This window comes from Paraburkholderia silvatlantica (assembly GCF_003096715.1).
GTDB lineage: Bacteria > Pseudomonadota > Gammaproteobacteria > Burkholderiales > Burkholderiaceae > Paraburkholderia > Paraburkholderia silvatlantica.
Window position 1 is genome coordinate 52088 of the sequence record NZ_QEOL01000012.1, and the last position, 18895, is coordinate 70982.

Consider the following 18895-nt stretch of genomic DNA (forward strand, 5'->3'; position numbering starts at 1 on the left):
CGGTCGCAGGCCGCCGGCTTCGGCTAAGCGGGGCAACTGTTCAATCAATCCAGCCATATCGCTTGAATCTGCACCAAAGAACGGCGAGTCATCGCGGATCTCACGAAACCAGTCTCCCTGGTTGATGTAACTTTTTTGGGTAAGTGAGCGGTAAGTCAGTCGGCCCTAGAGTACCTCCGCGTGCTACCTCTACCTCAGGACCGACAGTGAACACAACCATTTTCTTCAAGCAACGGATTTTCTGGATCGTCTTGACCGCCCTATATTCAAGTGCGGCATGCGCCGGTCCCGATCGTCCGGAATTGCCCGATGCGGACGATTCGGGACTGACCATTCTAAACAATGCGACCAACGTCACGCACTGGGGGCTTGGCGCCGGCGCCGGAATTGAATCGGCCCCCTACAAAAACTATGGAACGAAGTTCACTCCAATTCCGCTGTTTTACTTCGACAACAAATGGATCCACGCATTCGGCACCGAGCTGGACGTCAAGGTTGGCAAATGGGCTGGCGTCAACCTCGCGCTGCGCGGGAGCTATGCCGTCGGCGATGGCTACAAGGGTTCGGATGCTGCAATCCTGAACGGGATGCAGGATCGTAACGGTGCATTCTGGTACGGTCCGGTGCTATCCTGGAGTACGGCATACGGTACCCTGTCGGGCAGCTTTCTGGAAGGCGGCAACAAAGGGCAGCAGGCGGAAATCGGTTTCTTCAAGGAATTCGAATACGGCAGGTTCACACTCGCGCCTCATGCCGGCATCGAGTGGCTCAGCAATAAGTACGTCGATTATTATTACGGTGTGCGACCGTCCGAGGCGCGTGCCGGACGCCCCGAATATACGGGAAGGTCCACCTGGAACGAATCGGTCGGCGCGCGGATCGACTACAGGTTGACCGCGCATCAAGGCCTGTTGCTTGACGTCGGCGTGTCGCATCTCGGTGCAGGCACGACCGACAGCCCGCTGGTCGGCAAGCGCTACGTACCGCAAGTAAAAGTCGCCTATCTTTACCGATTCAGGTAAGTCCACGATGTCGCGAGTCGCACTTATAGAAGATCACGCACGGCTGGCGCAGATGGTCCGAAAGGCGCTGTCAGCTGCCGGAATCGAGACCGATGTGTTCAGCAACATATCCCAGGCCGAATACGGCGTACGTCGCGCCGAGTATGGCGTGCTGATTGTGGATCGGGGCTTGCCTGATGGAGATGGACTGACATTGCTGCGCAATCTGCGCTCGGCCGGATTCATGACACCCTGTCTGATGTTGACCGCCCGGGATGCACTGCACGACCGGGTGGACGGTCTGGAAAGCGGCGCCGACGATTACGTAACCAAGCCGTTCGCAATGAGCGAGCTGGTTGCACGCGTGCGAACCCTGATGCGGCGCCCCCCCACGCTCACCAGCCTGAGTGCATCGTTCGGCGACGTCAGGATCGATCCACAGCACCGTACGCTTCATTGCGGCGAGCATTCGACCCAGTTGGCGCCCGCCGAACTTCAGATCATCTTGATGCTGGTGAAGTCCAACGCAGGCACCGTGCGCCACGCAGAGCTGGAACATGCGGCGTGGGGCATGACAGAAGCGGTCACACCGAATGCGCTCGAGGTCACCGTCCACCGCCTGCGCAAGAAACTCACCGCTGTTGGTGCGGCTGTCCGGATCATCAATGTACGCGGAATTGGCTTCACGTTGCACGACCGTCCTGTAACTTTGGACAAAAGTGATCGATGAATCCGGGAATTCTTGTTATCCATGGCGATGCCGATTGCCGGCACGCGTTGCGCACCTGCCTGCAACCGAACGGCTATGACGTGGCAGTCCTTTATGAGCCGGGGAGGTTGATGGCAGGAACCCGACCGCCGTTCCCAATGATGGACTGAATCATGCTCAATCAAGTCATTCGCAGTCTCTCGGCGCGTTTATGGGTTACCAGCGTCACGGCGCTGACCGTCACGCTGATTGTCGTGGCAATGGTCGTCACGTACGCCTTCAATGACTATCCGGAAGCGATGCTGGGACGCCACGAACAACTCGAGAACGCGACGCAGGTCTTGAACGCTCTTGAATTCGATGCAGCCGGTCGACCTGAATCAGTGCGCTTGACCGGGCAGACTGCGTGGCTGTTTCAGGTGTTGCCGACCGAACTGAGGTATCGCGTACTGGACCGCATGGGAGCGGTGCTACTCCAGTCGCGGGACGCCCAACAAGACGCGGCGTGGGGCGACATCGATCTGTCGAAGAATATCGGGAAAGCTCAGCAAATCTATCTCGATGGTCAACCGTTCGATGTGATGACGCTGCAGGTTTCCCGTGGTCAGCACACGTTCTTCGTACAGACCGCAACGAGCGCCAGATTCGTCAACGCCGTGATCAACCAGAAAACCAAACCGATTCCCGCGGTTGTCAAGGTCACCATCTTCGTCGCGATGATCACCTTTGCACTGGCGCTAACAGTGACCATGTATCGGATGTTGAAGCCGTTGAGAGAGGCGTCGCGCGCGGCCGCGCTGGTTTCGCCGCGCAACCTGAAAACGCGGCTGTCAGCCAAAGGCATCCCAAGCGAGATCGCGCCGCTGATCGGCGCTTTCAACGCAGCATTGGAGCGGCTCGAAAACGGCTTTGCCGTACAGCAGCAGTTTCTTGCTTCGGCGGCGCACGAGTTGCAGACGCCCTTGGCGCTCATCCGGGGGCAAATCGAACTGCAACCGGGCATCGAAGGAAAGGAAATGCTGTTGCGAGACATTGACCTGATGGGCCGCCAGGTTCGGCAACTCCTTCACCTGGCCGAAGTTAGCGAATCACAGAACTTCACCTTCGGCGAGGTCAATACAATCGATGTCGCGCATGACGTGATCGAATATCTGTCGCGCAAGGCGGATTCACGGCAAGTCAAACTGCGCCTCGACGTATTTGGCGAAGTCTCTCCCATCTGGGCGGACCGCAGCGCACTGTTCGTGCTTCTAAAGAACATTCTGGAAAATGCGATCAACGTGACGCCCGCGCACAGCACGGTGTCTGTTCTGCTCGACAGCGCGTCCATTCACGTGTGTGACGAAGGCCCCGGGGTCAAGCGGGAATATATACCGTTTCTGTTCGATCGTTTCTGGCGGGCGCCTGATGCCAGGCACGACGGCGCGGGACTCGGGCTCGCCATCTGCAAGGAAATCGCCATCGCACACGAGTGGCAGTTGACAGTCAGTTCGCTGACATCCGGCACATCGTTTGTTCTGCAATTCTGACCCGCAATTTTTCGGCGCGTGGTAAGTGCCCGGTAAGCCTCCCGGTTTCATTATTCTTTCTCCTCGACGTCTGCTTCCCTTATCGGGGGCAAGGCGTTGGCATTGCCGTTACGTGCCGCCTTCTTTCGCAGTGAGGAGAAATGAATTCCCGTGCCTTGATTTCCTTCCGCGCGAACGTTGTGCTTCTTTCGATCTCGACCTGCATCGCGATGGTCCCCTGCTTCGGGATCGCCAAAGTGTCTGGCCTGCTTCCCGACGGTGCGCCGCAGTGGCCGTGGCAGGCTTGTACGTGGAGCGTCGCTCTGGTTGTCATGATGCTGTTGAGAATGGTCGCGAAACGTGCTTTCCGGCGGGCGTTTCGTGCCGGCAAGCTTGAGCGGCGAAATGCGCCCAGTCGTGCTGTCCATATCGCGGACGACTGCCGCCACGCGTGGCTGGTGCAGTTGTATCTGGAACTGCAGGGACAGCATTGCGCGGATTAACTCGCGTTCTCGGCTCGAATTGTTCTTTATCCCTTATGAAACCGGAGACCTCCGATGCAGCTGAAAGTGATTCCCCAACCCGGTCTGCGATACTGGCTTGCCATGGCAACAGCAAGCATGTGCGGTGCAAACCTCGGCGACATCATCCCCGATGTTCTGAATATGAAAGCGGCTGCGGGCCTGTCGATGCTGGCGATGATGTTCGCTCTGCTACTCGTCGTGGAACGCGCGGTGTCGGGCGGGTTCGAACTGTTCTACTGGATCGCGATCCTCATCGTACGTGCGGCGGCAACCAACATTGCCGACTACGCGATCGACGTTGCCCGTTTGACCTACACCGGCACCGCGGTGGTGTTGACGCTGATCCTGATCGCGGCGGTGGCACTGGATCGAGATCGGGAAAAGAGCACGGCGGGCAGTTTTTTACCGTCTGCAGACGGCCTATACTGGTTCACGATGCTCATGGCGGGATCGCTCGGTACGGTGATCGCGGACGGCCTCGGCCACGCATTTGGGCCGGTTCAGACCGGCGTGCCGATTTCCGCGTCGATGGCTACGCTGGGCGTGCTCGCGGTGATGGCTGCCAGGTCGCGTCTCGGCTCAGCCGGTATCGCGAGCTACTGGATCGCCGTGGTCGCGATCCGCTGGTGGGGCACCAACGTCGGTGACATCTGTGCGTACTTTCTGTCACTGCCAGCCAGTACGGCGACGACCGCAGCGGGTCTGACCGTCTTGTTACTCGTGTTGCGGACACGGCCAGCCCGAAGAAACGCTTCTGCATCAAGCCTCCCTCGCGCCTGACCGGGATCCCTGCGACACCGTGGTGCGTCGCGTGAGCGCTGCGAACATTCAACCCGTCGATACATCGGATTGATGTGACCGCTCAGCCGGGATCGCGGATGCCGCCCACCATGATGCTTTGATACCCCACGAGTTCGGCGCCTTCGAGCTTGATGGTGGTCCGCTCGGCTGGTCTGAACTTGCTTCCCCGTATCCGCACGCTTGTCTCGTCGATCTGTTCGTAAACGGTTTCGCTGATATCCAGTACGCCGGAGGCCTCAGTGAAGCAAAACGGATCGGCATGCTCGTAGAGACTATGCGCGGCGACGGATTGTGTCGTGCAACGCAAACCTGGGCCGATTGGCTGGATCACCACTTCGTCGGGCCGCACATAGCCGACGATCATGCCATGTGCGGGCCTTTCGCAAACCGAGGGGCCGCATTCGACAACCTTGCCCGCGTGCCAGGCGGGCCCATGCGGCAGGCCCACCTGGATCGGCATAGCCGCATGGAGCGCCGGATCGCTGCATCGCCCAGCCACAACGGGTTCGACGCCAGCGGCGAGCGCCGCCTGGAATGCCGGTCGAGTGTCTTTAATGGAGTTTGACGCTCGGCGCCGTGCGCTTGAGCAGCAGCCGGCCGAACGCACCTAGCACGGTAGGTACCGTACCAATTACGGCCTGGTGATGCATTAGGTGAAGGCTCATATACATCGTCCGCGCGAGCCGGCCTTGCACGTACAGGCCTCTTCCTGTTAGCACGCCCATCAGGCTTCCCACGCCATCCCCTCGACCTACGGAGACAAGTGAGCCGCGGTCACGATACTCGAACGGTCGTTGACGACTCAGGCGTCCCTGAATTCGCGATACCAGTTCCGAGCAGAGATAGCCCGCTTGTTGATGCGCTGCCTGTGCCCGAGCCGGAACCGACTTCGATTGCGCTGTCCACGGTGCCTGGGCGCAGTCGCCAATCGCAAATATGTTAGGGTCGTCGGTACACAGGAATTCGTCGACCACGACCTGATTCAGGTGATTCGTGGAGAGTCCGAGAGTCCCCAGGAAGGCTGGGGCTTCAATGCCTGCCGCCCAGACGCAGATGTCGGCGGGATAGAAAATTCCACTCGTGTCTTCAAGACCACTCGGGCCGACGCTGGAGATTCGGGTAAGTGTCCGTATGTCGACGCCGCGCGCTGATAGCTGTGCATGGGCGGCATTAGAAAGCCTTTCCGGAAGCGCGGCCAGGATGCGAGGGGCGCCTTCGATCACGCTGAGACACACATCTCTTTGCGGGTCCAGGTTCGTTAATCCATATGAGACGATGTTCGCGCAAGCTTCGCGAAGCTCGGCGGCGAGTTCGACACCCGTTGCCCCTCCGCCCACGATGACAATATTCACGCGCTGGCTGGAGTTAGTCTGCTTCGCGACGTTGACCCGCTGCAGCGCGCAAAGCAACTTGCGTCGGAAACGCTCCGCCTGCGTCACCGAGTCGAGCGCGATCGCGTGCTCAGCCGCGCCCGGCGTGCCGAAGAAGTTGGATTTGCTGCCGACTGCGAGAACCAGTGAGTCATATGGTATAGCGCGCGCCGGGGCCATATCCTCGCCGTGTTCCGATGTCACCTGACCTAGATTCACCATGCGTGCGTCCCGGTCAATGTGGTGCATCTCGCCGGGCACGAACGTGAAGCCACAATTGCGCGCCAGCATTGCGTATGGAAGGCCTTCCTTATGAATATCGAGCGTACCGGCCGCGACTTCATGCAATGTCGGCTTCCAGATGTGCACGGGGCTCCTGTCAACGAGTGCGACATGTGCCGCACCGTAACGTCGCCCCAAGCGGGAGGCGAGTTCAAGGCCACCGGCGCCGCCACCAACGATGACGACCTTGTGATCAGTGTGTGCTTGCATGTGCTTCCCCTGTTGTCGCTCTGTCGCTAATTGCGCAGGACCCTCTGTTGGACAGGTATAGACAAAGAGTAAGGGATAACCCTTATTTGTCAAAATAGTGTGTGGCGCGGCAAGAACCTGCAGTTGTCTTCAGCGCTGGCTAAGCTCGATCGCTTCGACCTGATCGTCCTGGATGACCTGTCGCACGCGCAAGGATCAGGCCAAGACCAGCGTTCTGTTCCTCACCGTTTCCGCTACTCACGCTCAAGCGCCATTCAAGGATTCATGCGCGTGCGCACAAGTCCGTCTTTTTTTCCCTTCCTACACTGCACTCACGCGGTCGAATATGGCGGACAAGGTGTCTGCCGGCGCCGCCCCTCCCAGGAGCGATCGAATGAAGAACGGGGTTTTTGCCGGGATTAGCCGCGGCATGGCGCGCGTATGCGCATGGCTCGACGCACTGCGTTGCAGCGCTGTTGGCGCATTCGGTAGCGCCACAATCGCACTGCTGTGGTGCACTCACGCACAGGCCGCTGTGGTGACGCCGCCAGCGGCGGAATGCTCGGCGTTGCAGGCGAAATATCCGCAATTCAGGGGTAAGACGCTGACCAATGCAATCAATCCCCATACGCCTGGGTATGAAACGGTCGATCCGGTGAGTCCGGACAGGTATATCGGTTTCGACGTGGATCTCGGCGAGACGATTGGTGCCTGTCTGGGCTTCAAGGTGGACTACAAGCCCGTTGCTTTTGCCACGCTGCTGCCCACGTTGCAGGCCAAACAGGCTGATTTCGTGATCTCCGATATCTACGCAACCGAAGAACGAGCCAAGGCGGCCGATTTCATCACCTACTCGAAGGTGTTCGATGGCGTGCTGGTCGCGAAGGGCAATCCGAAGAAAATCAATGGTATCAATGCCTCGCTGTGTGATACGACAGCCGCGGAGAATACCGGCTACGTCGAGGTGCCGCTGATCCAGGCGCTGGCGCCGACCTGCAAAGCCCAGGGCAGGGGTGACGCGCAGGTGCAGCTCTACGACAACAATCAAACCGCAATCCAGGCGATTCTGGCGGGCCGTGCCGATACCTACATCAACGACGTGAATACGGTCGACGGCGCGGTCAAGGCATATCCGGAAAAGCTCGAGAAAGCGACCGCTGTGACGATTCCGTATTCCGTCGGCATCGCCGTTCCGAAGGGCGACCTGCAAATGCGCGCCGCGTTTGTCGATGCGCTGAACGTACTGCAGAAGTCGGGCGTTCAAACCGCCATGCTGAAGAAGAACAACCTCCCGGTCGAAAACCTGGAGGCCCCGCGTCTGGTCCTGGCGAAGTGAAATGGCTCTGTTTTTTCACTACCTGACGCTGCCGTATTTGATCGCGGGTATCGAGTTCACGCTGGCCGCGACGGGCATCGGCCTCGCCGGCGGCCTTGTGCTCGGCGCATTTCTTGCTGCGATGCAGCTCAGCCGCCTGCGTCTTGCCGCTACGCTCGCACGCGGCTACTCCGTTGTGTTTCGCGGCACGCCGCTAATCCTGCAGATGGTGTTCTTCTACGATGCGCTGCCATATCTCGGCATACGCTTGCCGGGTTTGCTCGCGGCGGGCGTTGCGCTGGCGTTCAACGAAGCGACTTTCATCGCGGAGATGTTGCGTGCTGGCGTGCTTGGTGTCGACCGTGGCCAGCGGGTGGCGGGTCAGGCGCTGGGCATGACGCCGGGCGTGCTGATGCACCGCGTGGTCGCTCCGCAGGCATTGCGCGCGTTGATCCCGGCGCTCGGCAACGAGGCGGTCACGACGTTGAAGAACTCGTCGTTGGCGTCCGTGATCGCGGTGCAGGAGTTGACGTTGCGCAGCACGCAACTGGCTTCCACGACGTTCGACTTCTTCTCGATCTTCTTTGCCTCGGGGCTGATGTATCTCGTGCTGACTGGCTTGCTCGGACTGTTGCAGGTCATGGTGGAAGCTCGATTCGATCTCGACCGGCACGGGAGTGGGCGCGGTCTGGCCCGCTGGCTTCCATTACTGCGCGCCGTGCAGCCCGCGGGCATACCGATCGCGCCGGTGGTGAAAGCCGAACCCGTCGAGCCAGTCGCGCCGCGCTCCGCAAGCGCAACGCAAGAGGCGGCCAGCGAGCGCGCCGAACGCATCGCACAAGCCCCGGTGGTCGTTCGCGTGAGCGGATTGAGCAAGGTCTACGGTGCGCAGACCGTTCTGGACGATCTGAATCTCTCGGTGTCAGCGGGCGAAGTCGTGGCATTGCTCGGTCCAAGCGGCTCGGGGAAGAGCACGCTGCTGCGCTGCATTAACCACCTCGAAAACTGGGACGCTGGCCAGATTCACGTGCGAGGCAAGCGTTTGGGCTACAAGGCCGACGGCCAGTTGATGAGCCTTGCCGATCTGGCTCGCGAGCGGGCGAGTCTTGGAGTGGGGATGGTGTTCCAGCAGTTCAACCTGTTCGCTCATCTGAGCGCGCGCGAAAACATCGCGGGGCCACTGCGCTGGGTGCACGGCTGGTCGCGCGAACAAGCCGAAGCCCGGTCGCTCGAACTGCTTGCGCGGGTCGGCTTGTCGCATCGCGCCGACGCGTTGCCGCGCCACATGTCTGGCGGCCAGCAGCAACGTGTGGCCATTGCGCGCGCACTCGCGCCCAATCCGGAGGTGCTGTTGCTCGACGAGCCGACATCGGCGCTCGACCCGGAGCGGGTGAATGAAGTGCTCGACGTGATCGGCAAGCTCGCGCGTGAAGACGGACTGACGATGATCATTTCGACCCACCAGCTGCGCTTTGCAGCGGAGGTGGCCGACCGGGTGGTGTTCCTCGCCGAGGGCCGCATTCTTGAAAGCGGACCGGCGAAGAAGGTTCTGACAAACCCGGAGCATTCGCAAACTGCGCGATTCCTGAGTGTAACGACGGCCGAATGACAGTGACCCCTTTCTGATTCGAAATCTGGCTATGAAGCAACATATTCTGCGTGTTTCTCCGCAAACCGTGCACTGGGGCTATTTCAGCAAGGTCGTTGCGCCCGCATTGACCGTGCGCTCCGGCGAGCGTGTCACGATCGAGACGCTCACACACCACGCAAACGACGACTACGAACGCATGATCGAAGGCGATCCGGGCGCAGAGTCGGTGTTTGCCTGGACGTCCGAATACAAGGCGGTAGCGCGTCGCGGCGCGGGTCCGACAACCGGTCCGCTCCAGTACGGTGTGGGCGAAGGGATTGGCGTACATCTGCTGACCGGCCCGGTCGCTGTCGAAGGCGCGGAGCCGGGTGACGTGCTGGAAGTGCGCATCGTCGACGTGCAGCCGCGGCCGAGCTGCGGTGCCTGCTTCGCGGGCCGTTGCTTCGGCTCGAATGTGGCAGCCTCGTGGGGCTTTCACTACCGCGATTTGATCGAAGAGCCGAAACCTCGCGAGGTCGTGACGATCTTCGAACTCGATACCGCTGGCGAGCCGTATGCCCGCGCGGTTTACAACTATGTCTGGACGCCGCAAACCGACCCGGATGGCGTGGTGCATTCGAATATCGACTATCCAGGCGTACGCGTCGACCATAAGCTCGTGAAGAAGCGCGAGAACGTGCTGCGTGACGTCAAGGTACCGGCGCGTCTGCATTTCGGCACGATGGGCGTGGCGCCGGCGGAAGCGGATTACGTCAGTTCCATTCCTCCGAGCTACACAGGCGGCAACATCGACGACTGGCGCGCCGGAAAAGGCGCCCGCATGTATTACCCGGTCGCCGTGGCCGGTGCACATTTCTCGGTGGGCGATCCGCACGCGGCGCAGGGGGACAGTGAACTCGGGGGCACGGCGATCGAAACCTCGTTGACCGGAGAATTCGAATTCATCCTGCACAAGAAGCACACGCTCGCAGGGACCATCCTGGAAGGTCTCGATCATCCGATGCTCGAGACCGAAGAATTGTGGTCGATGTATGGCTTCACGTTCCCGAACTACCTGGCGGCGCTCGGACCTGAAGGGCAGACCACCGTTGCTGGACACGCGTCGCTCGACCAGGCGATGCGCGACGCGTTCCGCAAGCTGCGTCGCTTCCTGATGCAGGTGCACAAGCTCAGCGAGGACGAGGCGATCGCACTGCTTTCGGTTGCCGCCGATTTCGGCATAACCCAGGTGGTCGACGCGAATTGGGGCGTCCACGGCTCGATTCGCAAGAGCGTATTCGCCGAGCGGTAAGCGAGTGTATCAACTGGTCGTGGCCCCTCCTTGAGAGTGTGCCGCGTTCAGGCGATTGAGTCGTTGCGTGAACATCGATTTCCGGATCACTGCATGTACGCCCCAGTTGCCGTTGACGACCTGCGTGACGCTAAAGTCCACGGCAACGGAGATCAGCGATATGGCTTCGTCCTCGCTCAAACTGAATGCAGTCATGAGGAAGCGTCGTGTCTTCCGAAAGGCGTCGCGCATCGCCGAGTCGAGAGAGGATCGCTCGTACACGAGGCTGGGTGCGCGCTCGCCCAGCTCTTTCAGGTAGTTCGGATGCGAGAATCCCTGCAGTACCCATTCGTCCGGTGTTTCGATGAGCGGGTAGTCGATATCGGCAAACGGTTCACTGGTGAGGGATTCGGCCTTGTGGAGAATGACCTGGAATACGCCGGTAAACGAGCACTCGATGGCCGTGCCGCACAGTTCACCGTCACCCTGGGACGCATGCGGATCGCCAACGGAAAGCAAACCGCCAACGGCTGCGACACGCAGGTAAAGCGTGGCGCCCTTGGTGACCCGCCAGTTATCAATGTTGCCGCCGAAATGGGACGGGGGCACGGAGTCGACGAGGCCTGTCTCGGCAGGCGCCAGGGCGACCACGCCAAAATGCGGCCGCACCGGAATCGTCACGCCTTCGAGCACGCCGTGATTTTCGACAATGGAGTCGCGCTCGACGGGCACACCCGGGTAATCGATCGTCCGATGCTCGACGCCTTGCGGGTCGCGCTGAGTTGTCCAGCGAAAGTTATAGACTGCGTGGGCGCAGTTCTGTCCCGCGCTGCAGTTGACCTCGTAGATCGTCACGACTTCGCGCGGCTTGGGCTCTTCGAGCAGGTCGTCGTAGTGAAAGCCCCACCACGTCGCGGCATTGCTGCCGAAGGCGCGGCCCTCGTATTTGGCATTGGCGGCGAGCCGCGGTGCGATGTCGAGGATGCGCACTTCGAGGACGTCGCCGGGCTGCGCCTCCTTTACGTAGATCGGACCCGTGCAGATGTGGACGCCGAAGCCTTCGCCGTTGCCACGCCCGTAGATCGATGCATCGGTTGGCCCGGCACCTCGGCGTTCGACGGCCTTGCCTTCTCGCGTCCATTGAAACACGCGTTCGGCGCCGGAGTCGCCCTTTATCATGCGCTCATAGTCGTCGTACGCATGCTGGGTCAAGGTCTCGATAGTGACGATGTCACCGGAATCGATCGTCAGCGCCGACGCAATATCGCGGCTGAGATAGCCCCAATGGATGGTTTCCGGTGTCGCTGGCAAATGAAAATGGCGGCCGGATGCCACTGGCCCGGCGGCACTGGCTGGATGAGCGCCGGTGCGTGCGCTGGATGCGTCAGTGTCGGGATCAAGCGCCGCGGCGGCTGTCTGAGGCTCGAAGTAGCCCGGCGGCCAACCGCGCTGAATGCGCTTACGCAATTTCTGTTCGCTTGCTTCGGTGGTCTGGCGGCGGTACTGGCGCGGCGAAAGTCCGTAGCGATCCCGGAAGGCGTGGCTGAAGTGCGCAGCGTCGTTGAATCCCCAGCGAAAGCAGATGTCGGAAATAGAAAGGTGTCCATACTGGCGATTGGCGAGATCCGAGCAACAGCGCTCGAGCCGCCGTTGGCGCAGGTAACCGGTGAAGGTCTGGCCGGTTCCGTCGAAGAGCTTTTGCACGAGCCGCTCCGACATATTCTGGCTGGACGCCACCATGGTGAGCGAGAGTGTTGAATCGCTGAGCGTATTTTCGATGAACTGGCAGACGCGATACAGTGCAGCGGCCTGGTGTTTGCCGGCTGCCGCGGCGGCATCGTCGGCACTCGCGTTCAGACTGCTAGCCAGGTAGTCGAACAATGAGCTTTCGACGCTGGCGACCTGCTCGTCGTTCAGGGTGTCGAAGGTATCCGCGAGTCCAGTCAGTGTGCCGGCCAGCAGGCGGCCCAGGCCGGCCTGGCCCGACAGATGTGCGGGGGAGAGGCTCCGGGCACAGGGCAGCCGCGCCTGAACCGCGGCTCCGGGCAGCGAGATCTGGAATTGCCGGAAGTCCGAGTGGAAAGTCAGATCGAATGTGTGATGCGCAGGTCCAAAGACAATATCGCCGGGACTCAACTCGAACGAACGCGTGCCGTCATGGAACTCCGCATGACCGGCTTGGTGCAGGGCGAGCCAGAACCGGTCATCGGTTTCCCTGTTTGCATGCATGCGTGCCAACGTCTGGGGCGACGAAGCGATACGGACGAGCGCCGCACCTCGTGCGGTGCGCGCCGCGGTCAGCAGGCCATACAAGGGTATGTTCGCGCGCGTCACCATTGCTGGACTCAGACTATGCGGCTTCAATATCTCGCGCCAGACGTGGGCCCGTTGCGGGACTGGCCAGGATTCGGTCGTGAATCGCTCGATCTCCACTTCAAGACTCCTTTATTCTATCGGCTTGCCTGAGGCAGGTGGCATGCCATTCACTCGCGCCATGCCGTTACGGCCTGGCCTGACTTTCCTTGTCGCCATACAGGAGGTATTTCAATGAACCCGTTGTTCCACATGATTGCCGGCGCACCGGACCCGGTTGCACCCTTCAGCCATGCTGTCGAATGCGAGGGCTGGGTGTTCGTGACCGGGCAGATGCCGTTTACGGAATCTTCAATCGACAGTCAGTACCCTGAAGGCATCGAAGCGCAGACACACGCCGTTATGGCCAACCTGAAAACGGTACTGGCGGGCTGCGGCCTCGATCTTTCGCACGTGGTTTGCGCGCGCGTGTTTCTCACGCATTTCCGTGAGGATTACGATCGAATGAATGCGGTGTACAGCACTTACTTCCAGGCCGGACGCTTTCCCGCACGGACCTGTATTGGCGTCACCGGCCTCGCGAAAGATGCGCGCGTTGAGATCGATTTCGTCGCGCGGCGATAGTTGGAGGTTGGCTTGAGCCGGTTCGTCTGGATGTTGCGCTTGCTCCAGCATGGAGTGTGCATAGCATCCGGGCGGCCCGGCGCCTGCCTTGCGTTGTCGAGGGGGCTCAGTGTCTGCGCAGAAAGCGTTTGCGCGCAGGCTTGAGGACAAAGAGCGCGAGCAGGGCAGTCGTGATGTCCAGCGTAATCGCGCACCCGAAAACCGGAATCCAGCTACCCGTGTGCTGATGCAGGAGCGCGGCGAGCGGACCACCGAAGATGGAACCGATACCAAACGAAATATAAAGCCAGCCGTAGTTGGCAGTCGCGTTGCGGGTTCCGAACGTATCGGTGAGCGTGGAGGGGAATAGCGAGAAGATTTCGCCCCAGCCGAAGAAGACCACACCGGAGAGGAGTACGAACATCATGGCGTCCTCGCGCGTCAGCAACCAGAGGAACATCGCGATACCTTCGAGAGCGAACGCGAAGCCCATCGTGTTTTCGCGTCCCAAGCGGTCGGACACCCAGCCGAAAAGCGGTCTCGTCAGACCATTCGTGAAGCGGTCGATCGTTAATGCCAGAGGCAACGCTGCGAGGCCGAACACGAGCACCTTGCTCACGCCGAAGTCGGCTGCGAATATCGCCATTTGCGACGTCACCATCAAGCCCGAGGTGGCCATCATGGTCATCATGACGAACATGAGCCAGAACAGCGGCGTGCGCAACATTTGTGTAGGCCGGTAGTCAGGCGCGGTCCGCGTGCCGGCCAAGGTCTCTGCCTGGATGTGCGGAGCGACGCTTTCGCCGGGCGGCATGCGCAGCCCTTGCGAGGCGGCCAGGCCCACCACGGCGATGAGGATGCCATACAAACCGAGCGTGCCGTCGATCCCGCGTGTGACGAGTGAGGCCGAAATCGGGAACGTCGTGATGATCGCGCCCATGCCGTAGCCCGCGGCTGCGATACCCGCGGCAAAGCCGCGGCGCTCGGGAAACCAGCGGACCATCAAACCGACCACGCCGACATAGACGATGCCGGTCCCGATACCGCCCACGCCACCATACGTCAGATAGAGGCCGATCACGCCTTGCGCGTGCGACGCGAGGTACCAGCTCAGTCCGGTCAGCGCGGTGCCGATCGAGATCAGCATGCGCGGCCCGAAACGGTCGATCAGCGCTCCCTGCACTGGCGAGAAGAACGCTTGCAAGAGCACGAGAATCGAAAACGTCACCTGCAGCTCGGGCAGTCCAACGCCAAGCTTGGCCATGAGAGGCTTCGTCATTAACGTCCACACGTACTGCGGACTTGAGATGGCCATCATGCAGACCAGGCCGAGTGCGAGCTGCCCCCAGCGGTGCCGCTCGACCAGTTTGGCGCCGGGGAGCGCCGATGTGTTCACGGTGTTCATCGCGTAGGTGTCAAGGTCGGAGGAAATGCCTCGGGCGGCCCGATGGCTGCGGTCACGTGCCTATCCGGTCGTGGCCGCCAGGTGATGGCACGCAACCACGCGGCGCGTAGAAGAGCCCTTTGAAGGGCGAGGTGTCCGTCGTTGCCGGCGGACTGATTCCGCGTACATGGCTGTCGACGCGAGCGAGAATCGTGCCAGCACGATCTGGCAATATGCTGGCGCCCCGTGGTCTCGCGGTGGGGGTGGAATGTGACGACGTTACGGTTGTGGCGATCTCAATTGTGGCGATCTCAATTGTCAACGATGCTCGTGGATGGTGCGGAGATGACGGAATCGGTGCGCACGGCATGCAGACGGTGCAAGGTCAACTTGCGTATCTCTGATTTGCTGCGATGAATGTGAGAGGCATTCCGGGCGATTGGCGTTTCGCTATCGATGGCGCGAATGGCTTCGAGAACTGCCACAGTACACGTCGTTAGTTTCGTCGAGACAATCATCGTAGACGAGACCTGTCCGCCGAGTCTTCGACACCTGGAAGAGCTTATGGCAAAGCGCGCCGAGCTTCACCGCTCGCGCCGAGACGTCGCTCGTGCGCGTCATCGACGCAACTTCGCGTAAGAGAACATGCTTGCGCATCGCGCGTTTCCAATGCTCCCCATTCCGCACAGACTTCGCAATCCTTAAGAATAACTACCACGATTTTGATCGAAACCCGCAACCAGTTGATTGATAGGGGTGACGCTTACTGCGACGAAGCCGGAGTTCTCGAGATTCGAAAGTGAGCGGGCGTGCAAATGACCGGCCGTTGCGCAGCCGACAATGAACGTTATGCGTTTTTCCACGACTATTCGTAGATGTCGGCACGACGATCCCGCAGCACGTGGTTAAACGCATTCAATTGCCGGTGCCGGCGCGCGTCGGCGAGATTCACGGGAGCGACGAGAATCTCTTCGTCGGCTGAGCTGGCCGGACCGGCTGCCGGCCACCCCTGGGAGTCGACAATCAGACTGCGGCCGAGAAACGGCTGGCCGCGTTCGACGCCCACGCGGTTGGCGGCTGCCACGAACAGTCCGTTCGAATGCGCTCCGGCCATCGCCAGCAGGTTGGCCATTACCGGCAGTTCTGCCGGTTGCCCGGGCATCGGCACCCAGTTGGTCGGCACACACAGGATGTCGGCCCCGCCGCGTGCCGCCATCCGGAACACTTCAGGGAACCAGATGTCGTAGCAGATCGCGCAGGCCACGCGACCAAACGGTGTATGGAACACCGGCGTGCCGAGGTTGCCCGGCTCGAAATAGAGATGTTCGTTGCCCCACAGGTGCATCTTCCGGTAGTTACCCAGCACGCCACGCGGGCCGATTACTGCTGCCGCGTTGTAGAGCGCGTCGCCGTCACGCTCCGCATAGCCGGCCACCAGCGTTACGCCGAGCTGAGCGGCAAGCGTGGCCCAAGTTCGAATGGTGTCGCCGTCCGCAAGGGACTCTGAGAATGCAAACGCTTCTTCCCGCGATTCGAACACATAACCCGAATTGCACAGTTCCGGCAGCACGATCAGCCGTGCGCCGCATGCATGCGCCTGTTCGATCAGTTCCAACGAGTGCGATACGTTACGCGCCTTGGCCCCCACTTCCGGGCGCATCTGGACGCATGCCACACACAGCTTGCTCTCGTGACCTGTTTTCATGGCTGAATACTCGTCGCAAGGGGCGAGCGCATCTCGTTCCACTTGTGCACACCCTCATAGGTCCGTGCGACGCGCAGGATGGTGGTCTCATCGAAAGGCTTACCGGCAATCTGCAGGCCGATCGGCAAGCCGCGCGAATCGAAGCCGCAGGGCAGGGACAGTGCCGGCAAACCGGTCAGATTGAACGGATACGTGTGGCGCCACGATGCTGCAAGAGGGCTCTCCTCCTTGCCTCCGGTCACGACCGTGGTCTGGCCACGCTGCCATGCGGTGACCGGCGAGGCCGGCACTACTACCACGTCGATGCGCTCGAGTACGCACTTGAAATCTTCGATCAGGGATGCACGCAGTTGCTCGGCCTTCAAATAATCCGACGCCGATACCATACGGCCGATTTCGACGAGCGTGCGCACGTCGTCGGCCATTGCGGCGCTGGCGCCGCGCTGCAATCCTCGATCATGATAGGCGCTGGATGAGGCCAGTTCGATCGCGAAGATAGCGCCCAGACCGTACTTCAGATTGGGCACTTCGAAATCGACCACCTGCGCGCCCAGACCGGCGAGGTCCGCAATCGCGTGCTCGACCTGCGCTTCGACTTCGGCCTCGTTTTCCCCGAAGAAGTGATTGCGGCATACACCTATGCGCATGCCAGCGATGCCGTCGTTCAGCGACGCGGTGTAATCGGGCACGGACACAGCGGCGCTGCCCGGGTCGCGGACATCATGTCCCGCAAGGACATTGAGCAAAAGCGCGGCATCGCGCACCGACAGCGCGAGCGGCCCTGCATGGTCGAGCGACCAGCTATGCGGCACGATGCCTGCACGGCTGACGCGTCCAAACGTGGGCTTCAGACCGACTACGCCGCATAGACTCGCTGGAATCCGGATGGAGCCACCCGTATCGGACCCGAGCGCGCCGTAGGCCATCCGCGCAGCGAGCGCCGCACCGGAACCGCCGCTCGAACCGCCGGGAATACGTGATGGATCCCACGGATTACGCGTGGGCGGCGTCTCGGTGCCCCATGCAAACTCGTGCGTGCGGGTCTTGCCGATCAATACCGCGCCGGCCGCCCGCAAGCGCGCAACCGCAGCAGAGTCCTCATTGGCAAAGGTATAGCCGGGCGCACGGCTGCCCGCGGTGGTCGGCATGTCGGCCGTGAGATAGTTGTCCTTGACCGCAATCGGGACGCCATGCAGCGGTCCACGCCGCAGGCCCTGCGTCAGTTCTTGTGTGCACCGGTCGGCTTCGGCAAGCGCCGCCGGATTGAGCCACTCGTAGGCCATCACGGCCGGATCGAGCTTTGCTATGCGCGTGAGCAAAGCCTCCATGACCTCGACCGGCGAAACTTCGCCCGATTCGATGCGCGCGGAAAGCGCGGTGAGATCGTCGTTCATGCCTCGCCCGTCCTGAAGGAAGGTTCCGCATAGGTGCGTACTGGGTCGAAAATGACCGCCGGATGAAGCGCCGACAAATCGAGCGTGCGCAGCTTGTTGATCTCCTCCAGGATTGCGCGGTAGGTAGCCAGGTTGTGCGCTGTGCGATCCGCGGCGAATTCAACGCCCAGCCAGCGACCGAGCACCTGCATCTCGGCGTTCGGATGCTCTGACGCTCCCGGCCTCGATTGCGGTGGGGTCAACAGCAGGTCGACCACGTCGGCGGGCGGCGCGCGCCCGGGGACGTCGCGCGTCGGCATCCCTTCGACGAACGGCACAAACTGCCGTTGCGCTACCTCGAAGACGCGCCTGAGTTCTGCGATTGGGTCGTGGTGTTCGTCGACCCGCAAGTCGAGCAGTGCGTAAGCCTCACGGTGCACCACTTTCAGCGCCGCCGATTGCCGGCCCCGCTTGTCGCCGCCCGCGGCTTGCCCCGCTTCGAGCGCGCGCATCAGGCGTTCTGCAAGCGAGTGTTCGCCGCTGGTCTCGAACGCCTCTCGCATCGCCTCGAGCGTGGCGGAGCCGGTCAGCATGTTGCCCTGAATCGACCAGCTTGGGCCGTTCAGTTGCCCGGCCCAACAGGTGCATTGTGAGCCCGTCCACGCCGCGCTTTGCCCATCGGCGCCGACAATGCCGACTTGCCGCAGGGCTGCTGCAGGATCGTCTTCCAACACTTGCGCAAGGGCATTTTCGGCATTCGTACCCTGGTCCAGCAAATCGAGCGCGTTGAGCGCCAGATACGGATTTACCCACGCCTGAGTCGACACCGCGCCCACACCCGCGCGCAGATAGACGCATACCGCGCCGACCGCTGGTACGGCCGTACTGACTGCCACGCCCAGCGCTTCGCTGCGGGGGCAGCGGGCGACAATGGAAAATGTCATGGTGAGTCTTCCC

15 protein-coding genes and 2 pseudogenes are annotated in these 18895 nt (G+C 61.2%); 10 read left to right on the top strand and 7 right to left on the bottom strand.

All coding sequences use genetic code 11. The features are described 5' to 3' along the window. Window positions 1-206 precede the first annotated feature (206 nt). The 5 genes from C7411_RS17255 to C7411_RS17275 all read left to right on the top strand — a co-directional run bounded on the left by C7411_RS17255 (window position 207) and on the right by C7411_RS17275 (window position 4522). The gene (locus tag C7411_RS17255; RefSeq protein WP_110385473.1) at window positions 207-1022 is read left to right on the top strand and encodes a MipA/OmpV family protein; all 816 of its coding nucleotides are present in this window, start codon (window positions 207-209) and stop codon (window positions 1020-1022) included. Between the two features lie 7 nt (window positions 1023-1029). Next, window positions 1030-1731 (top strand): response regulator transcription factor, encoded by a 702-nt coding sequence (locus C7411_RS17260; protein ID WP_110385474.1) that lies wholly within the window; start codon window positions 1030-1032, stop codon window positions 1729-1731. Between the two features lie 152 nt (window positions 1732-1883). Continuing rightward, on the top strand, window positions 1884-3239 hold the full coding sequence (locus C7411_RS17265) for a sensor histidine kinase (protein ID WP_110385475.1): 1356 nt from the start codon (window positions 1884-1886) through the stop codon (window positions 3237-3239). Window positions 3240-3379: 140 nt separating this feature from the next. Continuing rightward, window positions 3380-3721 carry a hypothetical protein gene (locus C7411_RS17270; RefSeq protein ID WP_110385476.1) on the top strand — a complete coding sequence of 114 codons (342 nt, stop codon included), beginning with the start codon at window positions 3380-3382 and terminating at the stop codon, window positions 3719-3721. A 54-nt stretch (window positions 3722-3775) separates the two neighbouring features. After that, window positions 3776-4522, top strand: a complete 747-nt coding sequence (locus C7411_RS17275) for a COG4705 family protein (RefSeq protein WP_110385477.1) — start codon at window positions 3776-3778, stop codon at window positions 4520-4522. A gap of 82 nt (window positions 4523-4604) precedes the next feature. On the opposite strand, the gene C7411_RS17280 is transcribed toward C7411_RS17275, so the two are convergent. After that, window positions 4605-5150 carry a DUF1446 domain-containing protein gene (locus C7411_RS17280; protein ID WP_258365428.1) on the bottom strand — a complete coding sequence of 182 codons (546 nt, stop codon included), beginning with the start codon at window positions 5148-5150 and terminating at the stop codon, window positions 4605-4607. Continuing rightward, window positions 5095-6405 carry an NAD(P)/FAD-dependent oxidoreductase gene (locus tag C7411_RS17285; RefSeq protein WP_110385478.1) on the bottom strand — a complete coding sequence of 437 codons (1311 nt, stop codon included), beginning with the start codon at window positions 6403-6405 and terminating at the stop codon, window positions 5095-5097. Before C7411_RS17285 ends, C7411_RS17280 begins: the two co-directional genes overlap by 56 nt. Window positions 6406-6516: 111 nt before the next feature. On the opposite strand from C7411_RS17285, the pseudogene C7411_RS39135 reads away from it, so the two are divergent. The 4 genes and pseudogenes from C7411_RS39135 to C7411_RS17305 form a co-directional block, all read left to right on the top strand. Next, window positions 6517-6625 (top strand): annotated as a pseudogene (locus C7411_RS39135) (IS21-like element helper ATPase IstB); the annotation flags it as partial. Window positions 6626-6778: 153 nt separating this feature from the next. After that, entirely contained in the window at window positions 6779-7720 is a 942-nt protein-coding gene (locus C7411_RS17295; protein WP_243413196.1) for an ABC transporter substrate-binding protein, read from the top strand. A gap of 1 nt (window position 7721) precedes the next feature. After that, the gene (locus tag C7411_RS17300; protein WP_110385479.1) at window positions 7722-9308 is read left to right on the top strand and encodes an amino acid ABC transporter permease/ATP-binding protein; all 1587 of its coding nucleotides are present in this window, start codon (window positions 7722-7724) and stop codon (window positions 9306-9308) included. Between the two features lie 34 nt (window positions 9309-9342). Beyond that, window positions 9343-10581: pseudogene (locus C7411_RS17305) on the top strand (acetamidase/formamidase family protein); the annotation flags it as partial. A gap of 9 nt (window positions 10582-10590) precedes the next feature. Here the strand turns inward: C7411_RS17305 and C7411_RS17310 are convergent. Continuing rightward, complete coding sequence (locus C7411_RS17310; protein WP_110385481.1) at window positions 10591-12993, bottom strand: acetamidase/formamidase family protein; 2403 nt, start codon at window positions 12991-12993, stop codon at window positions 10591-10593. A 132-nt stretch (window positions 12994-13125) separates the two neighbouring features. On the opposite strand from C7411_RS17310, the gene C7411_RS17315 reads away from it, so the two are divergent. Further along, complete coding sequence (locus C7411_RS17315; RefSeq protein WP_110385596.1) at window positions 13126-13497, top strand: RidA family protein; 372 nt, start codon at window positions 13126-13128, stop codon at window positions 13495-13497. A 106-nt stretch (window positions 13498-13603) separates the two neighbouring features. Here the strand turns inward: C7411_RS17315 and oxlT are convergent, their stop codons facing one another. The 4 genes from oxlT to C7411_RS17335 all read right to left on the bottom strand — a co-directional run bounded on the left by oxlT (window position 13604) and on the right by C7411_RS17335 (window position 18882). After that, complete coding sequence (gene oxlT / locus C7411_RS17320; protein WP_110385482.1) at window positions 13604-14881, bottom strand: oxalate/formate MFS antiporter; 1278 nt, start codon at window positions 14879-14881, stop codon at window positions 13604-13606. Between the two features lie 844 nt (window positions 14882-15725). Continuing rightward, window positions 15726-16565, bottom strand: coding sequence for a nitrilase family protein (locus C7411_RS17325; protein WP_110385483.1), 840 nt, complete (start codon window positions 16563-16565; stop codon window positions 15726-15728). Further along, window positions 16562-17959: an amidase gene (locus C7411_RS17330; RefSeq protein ID WP_110385484.1), complete on the bottom strand. Its 1398-nt coding sequence runs from the start codon at window positions 17957-17959 to the stop codon at window positions 16562-16564. Before C7411_RS17330 ends, C7411_RS17325 begins: the two co-directional genes overlap by 4 nt. Continuing rightward, window positions 17956-18882, bottom strand: coding sequence for a DUF1028 domain-containing protein (locus C7411_RS17335; RefSeq protein ID WP_110385485.1), 927 nt, complete (start codon window positions 18880-18882; stop codon window positions 17956-17958). Before C7411_RS17335 ends, C7411_RS17330 begins: the two co-directional genes overlap by 4 nt. Between the last annotated feature and the right edge of the window lie 13 nt (window positions 18883-18895).